This window comes from Clostridium sp. AF37-5 (assembly GCF_003477605.1).
Lineage (GTDB): Bacteria > Bacillota > Clostridia > Lachnospirales > Lachnospiraceae > Eubacterium_F.
Map to the genome: position 1 here is coordinate 28,439 of NZ_QUDR01000027.1, position 6,002 is coordinate 34,440.

A 6,002-nucleotide genomic window follows, 5' to 3' on the forward strand; every position below is an offset into this window, starting at 1 on the left:
TGTAGGGACCAAGGTCCGTTTATTGATAGATATTAGTATAGCATATTGTGGGGGATTTGTGCAAAAAAATTGTTGATATTCCTTTGGGTTCCGTAATTTATCACGAAAAGTTTGCAGGTAGTGGGCGCTCCCGCTTGGACAAATCCGCAGAAGTATCGGCATGTAAAAGACACATGCCTGATACTTGCGCATTTGTACCCACTTCCTGCAAAACTTTTCCGGATAAATTACTGGAAGTCCAAATTGATTAGCATCAAGCACACGAAAATGAAACTTCCGAACAATATGTGAAACAAAACTCTGGTTTTTATTGTAAGATTGCGGAGGTGTGGAGAGAGCTGTCTTTTTGGTGGGCAGCACTGTTTTTTCGGATGTATGTGCCAAATATTTGCTGTTAGTTCTTTGGGTTCCAGTAATTCCGTAGAAAAACTTTGTGACTCGTGGGTTTGAGTACGTCGGTATGTGGCACTGGTAGTTTCAGTGCCCATACCGCTACGCACTCAACGAGCGAGAGTGCCCACGAGACGCAAAGCTTTTCTACGGAATTACGGAAAACAAAAAAAGTGCCAACGAACACTTGACACAAACAACCGAAAAAAAAGTAATTGACATTTTCCCCTACATTTGATAATATATCATTTGTTCGCAGGAGTGGCGGAATTGGCAGACGCGCAGGCTTCAGGTGCCTGTGGTAGCAATATCGTGTGGGTTCAAGTCCCATCTCCTGCATTTCATACAAAACTGTTGATTTTAATGGGTCAGCAGTTTTTTTATTTCAATATGTGAAATGTTTGTGGTACTTATTGCGAACCTTGTTTTTTTATGGTAAAATACAAGAATATTGGGGTCAAATCTCTTTGCCCCCTTTGCATTACTAATCTATGGAGGCTGAAAGAAAATGAATAGCGCAAAGAAAATTATGAAAAATGGTGGGGAAAATGCTACACAGTCCACAGTGAAACAGAGCAGAGGACTGAGTAAGAATATGATTTTGATTCTTGTTGGCATCATCCTTGTAGCAGTGCTTGGCGGCGGGGTATGTTATGTGAATCTTCGTCCGAGAGCAATTTTGACAGTAGAAGGAAAAGATGCGGATGGGAAGACAGTAACACATACGATAAATTATCCGGAAGCAATGTATGATATTTACCAGGCAGAAGCAATGGCAAGTATGTACCAGATGTATGGTATGTCTTTTGACTGGTCCGATACGACAGAAGATGGTGACACCTATGCAGCACTTTACAAAAAGCAAATTATGCAGGCGTTAAAAAAACGTGAAATTTTGTATATGTGCGCACAGAAAAAGGGTATGACTTTAACAGATGAAGAGAAAAAGACAATTAAAGAAGATGTCAAGAGTGCCAGAAAGAATATGACAGATTCCCAGAAAGCGATGAAAGGTCTGGATGAGGCAACGATTACAACTGTAAAAGAGAAAGATAAACTTGGTGAGAAATATAAAGATTCTATTGTTTCCACTTTGAAAATCGACAAGGACAAGTTAAAGAAATCTGTCGATAAAAAATCTTATCGTCAGTATACTTTGCAGTATTATACATTTGCCAAGACAGAAACCGGCAGTGATAATAAGACAAAGGATAAAGATGCAAAGACACTTGAACAGGGTAAGAAAGATATGATTGCTTTGCAGAAAAAAGCAGCAAGCGCAAAAGATTTTACAAAAGATGTTATTACGGACAAAGACAATGACAAAGTCGATGATAACAACAAAGGAATTTCTTATTCGACAAAAGATTTGATTGAAACCGATAAGGATTTTCTGGACAATGCTACTCGTAAGACTGTGAAAGCAATGAAAAATGGTGCAGTATCCGGTTTGATTGAGACAAAAGAAGCTTATTATGTGATTAAGATGGTAAATAACAATGACCCGGCTGCTTACAACAAGCAGTGCGAGACTGTTATTTCTCAGGAAGAAGATACACAGTTTGATGCGGTTTACAAAAACACAATTAAAGCAGAGTATACCGCAACAACACAGAGTTACTGGAAGGGCAGAGTTACAATTGGTTATCTGACAACAGATAGTTCGGCACAGCAGTAATTAAAGTAATTTATAATATCATTTAATACAGCAGAAAATGGAGGATGTCATGGCAGACGTAAAACGGATTTATGTTGAAAAAAAAGAACCTTATGCCGTAGCGGCAAAGGAGTTGAAACAGGAGCTTAAGAGTTATCTTGGAATTGATACGCTCAGTGAAGTGCGTGTGTTGATTCGTTATGATGTGGAATCAATTTCCGAAGATGTATACAAAAAAGCACTTGTTACAGTGTTTTCAGAACCACCGGTAGATGATATTTATGAGGGGAGTTTCCCGAAAAAAGAGAATGACAAAGTGTTCTCTGTGGAATATTTACCGGGACAGTTCGACCAGCGTGCCGATTCGGCAGAACAGTGTGTTAAACTGTTAAATGAAAAGGAAGAACCGATTATCCGGTCTGCGACAACATATGTGTTATCCGGTGATATTTCCGAGGATGAATTAGCACGTATCAAATCGTATTGTATTAATCCGGTAGATTCCCGTGAAACAGATGAAGTAGTTCCTGAAACTTTGGTAACTGTTTTTGAGGAGCCGGCAGATGTTAAGATTTTTGATGGCTTTAAGGATATGCCGGAGGATGAGTTAAAGGCATTGTACGATTCACTTGGTCTGGCAATGACGTTTAAAGATTTTCTTCACATCCAGAATTATTTTCATGGAGAAGAAAAAAGAGACCCGTCGATGACGGAAATCCGCGTGTTGGATACATACTGGTCGGATCACTGCCGTCATACGACGTTCCTCACAGAGTTAAAAAATGTAACGTTTGAAGATGGTGATTACAAAGCACCGGTTGAAAAGACATACAATGAATACAAAAAAGCACATGATGAAATGTATCAGGGCAGAGATGACAAATTTGTTTCTCTGATGGATATCGCGCTTCTTGGTATGAAGAAACTTCGTGCAGAAGGTAAATTGGAAGACATGGAAGTGTCGGATGAGATTAATGCCTGCTCGATTGTTGTACCAGTTGAAATCGATCATGGAAATGGTCCGGAAACAGAAGAGTGGCTTGTATTCTTTAAGAATGAAACACATAACCACCCAACAGAAATTGAGCCGTTTGGTGGAGCTGCTACCTGTCTTGGCGGTGCAATTCGTGATCCGTTGTCAGGACGTGGCTATGTTTATCAGGCAATGCGCGTGACAGGTGCGGCTGACCCGACAAAATCTCAGAAAGAGACGATGGAAGGAAAGCTTTCCCAGCGTAAGATTGTGACAGGAGCTGCCAAAGGTTACAGCTCATATGGTAACCAGATTGGTTTGGCAACCGGACTTGTGGATGAAGTATATCATCCAAATTATGTTGCAAAACGTTTGGAGATTGGTGCCGTTATGGGTGCTGCTCCAAGAAAAAATGTAATTCGTGAGAACTCTGATCCGGATGACATCATTATTCTTCTTGGCGGACGTACCGGTCGTGACGGATGTGGTGGTGCAACCGGTTCTTCAAAAGCACATAACACAGCATCGATTGATACCTGCGGTGCAGAGGTGCAGAAAGGTAATGCGCCGACTGAGCGTAAGATTCAGAGACTTTTCCGCCGCGAAGAAGTGAGCCGTCTGATTAAGAAATGTAATGACTTTGGTGCCGGTGGTGTTTCCGTAGCGATTGGTGAACTTGCAGATGGTTTGACCGTAGATTTGGACAAGGTACCAAAGAAATATGCCGGTCTCGACGGAACAGAACTTGCTATTTCTGAGTCTCAGGAGCGTATGGCAATCGTTGTTGACCCGAAAGATGTTGATAAGATGCTTGCCTATGCAGAGGAAGAAAACTTAGAGGCAGTCTGCGTAGCGACTGTTACCAAATCTCCTCGTCTTGTGTTGAAATGGCGTGGTAAAGAAATTGTAAATATTTCTCGTGCTTTCTTAGATACAAACGGTGCTCATCAGGAGACAGACGTTGTTGTAGAAAGCCCGAAAAAAGCAGATAATTATTTGACAAAGACAGAAAAAGTAGACAGTTTCAAAGATGCTTTCTTGAAAAAACTTAGCAGTTTAAATGCATGTTCAAAGAAAGGTCTTGTGGAAATGTTTGACAGTTCCATTGGTGCCTGCACGGTCAATATGCCATATGGTGGTAAATATCAGTTAACACCAACGCAGACTATGATTGCTAAACTTCCGGTACTTGACGGTAAATGTGATACGGTTACGATGATGAGTTATGGCATGGATCCGTATTTGATGAGCTGGAGCCCATATCATGGAGCAGAATATGCAGTGCTTACTTCGGTTGCTAAGATTGTGTCAGCCGGTGGTGATTTCCGCAAAATCCGTTTTACATTCCAGGAATATTTCAAACGTATGACAGAGGATGCAAAACGCTGGGGCGAGCCGATGGCAGCTCTGTTAGGTGCATATGATGCACAGATTAAACTAGGTCTTCCATCTATTGGTGGTAAGGATAGTATGTCCGGTACCTTTAACGATATTGATGTACCGCCTACCCTTTGCTCCTTTGCCGTTGATGTGGCAGAGATTTCGGATGTTGTAACAAACGAATTGAAAAAAGCAGGAAGCCGTCTTGTGAAATTCACAATTCAGAAGGATGAGTATGATCTTCCGGATTTTGCATTTATTATGAGTCAGTATGAGAAGATTACGAAACTGATGCGTGATGGTGTAATTCTTTCCGCACAGGCAGTTGATGGCAACGGTATTGCCGATGCCGTTGCGAAGATGGCATTTGGTAATAAGATTGGTGCTAAATTCTGCAAACATAAACCAAAAGAATATTTCTTTACACCGGGTTATGGTGAAATTGTAGCAGAGATTGATGAAGAGGATTTGGCTGTGTTGGATGCTGCCGGTGTTTTGTATGATAAGATTGGTAAGACATTGGATAAACCGCAGTTTGAGTGTGATGATGAAGTGATTTCTATGGAGGAAGCACTTTCGGCTTGGAGTGGCACTTTGGAAAAAGTATTCCCTACCCGTTCCGGTGTGGAAGACAAAGAAATCAATACCGGACTTTACGATACGAAAGACATTTATGTATGCAAACATAAAGTAGCAAAACCTTCCGTATTTATTCCGGTATTCCCGGGAACAAACTGTGAGTATGATACCGCTCTTTCGTTCCAGGCAGCAGGTGCTGATACAAAGAGCATTGTATTTAAAAATATGACGGAGCAGAACATCACGGACAGTGTAGATGCTTTTGAAAAGGCAATCCGTGAGTCCCAGATTTTGATGTTTGCCGGCGGATTTAGTGCCGGTGATGAGCCGGATGGCTCGGCAAAATTCATTACCTCCATTTTCCGTAATGAAAAGATTAAAGATGCCGTTCATGAACTGTTAGATGAGAGAGACGGTTTGGTACTTGGTATTTGTAACGGATTCCAGGCGTTGATTAAACTTGGTTTGGTTCCTTACGGTAAGATTGCGACACAGCTTTCCGACTCGCCGACATTGACGACAAACAGTATTGGACGTCATGTGTCGAAGACCGTTTATACAAAAGTGGTTACGAATAAATCGCCATGGCTTCAGGAGGCAGAACTTGGCGGAGTATATTCGATTCCGGCTTCTCATGGTGAGGGACGTTTTGTGGCAAGTGATGAGTGGATTCAGAAATTGTTTGCAAACGGACAGGTTGCGACACAGTATGTAGATATTGATGGAAATCCAACCATGGATGAAGACTTTAACCCGAATGGTTCTTATTGTGCAATTGAAGGTATTACCAGTCCGGATGGACGTGTTCTTGGTAAGATGGCACATTCCGAGCGCCGCGGTGATGGTGTTGCCGTAAATATTTATGGCGACCAGGATCAGAAGATTTTCAAGAGCGGTGTAAAATATTTTGCATAAGTGCATGATTTTGTATGTAACGCGCTGTTCCCTAAACGATAGGGAGCAGCGTTTGTTTGTATTGGCAATAAAAATAAACCACCTGCTATGCAGGTGTGTTCCCAAACA

General features: G+C 41.5%; 2 protein-coding genes and 1 tRNA gene. All 3 read left to right on the forward strand.

Annotation, left to right across the window (positions count from 1 at the left end):
• The first annotated feature begins 645 nt into the window (after nucleotides 1–645).
• A tRNA-Leu gene (locus tag DW019_RS13445) sits at nucleotides 646–729 on the forward strand.
• Between the two features lie 169 nt (nucleotides 730–898).
• The gene (locus tag DW019_RS13450; RefSeq protein ID WP_118443906.1) at nucleotides 899–2,068 is read left to right on the forward strand and encodes a hypothetical protein; all 1,170 of its coding nucleotides are present in this window, start codon (nucleotides 899–901) and stop codon (nucleotides 2,066–2,068) included.
• Between the two features lie 49 nt (nucleotides 2,069–2,117).
• Nucleotides 2,118–5,894, forward strand: a complete 3,777-nt coding sequence (locus DW019_RS13455) for a phosphoribosylformylglycinamidine synthase (RefSeq protein WP_118443907.1) — start codon at nucleotides 2,118–2,120, stop codon at nucleotides 5,892–5,894.
• Nucleotides 5,895–6,002: the final 108 nt, after the last annotated feature.

Coding starts and splice junctions, on each gene's coding strand:
- DW019_RS13450 (WP_118443906.1), top strand. CDS start 899: ATGAATAGCGCAAAGAAAATTATGAAAAATGGTGGGGAAAATGCTACA.
- DW019_RS13455 (WP_118443907.1), top strand. CDS start 2,118: ATGGCAGACGTAAAACGGATTTATGTTGAAAAAAAAGAACCTTATGCC.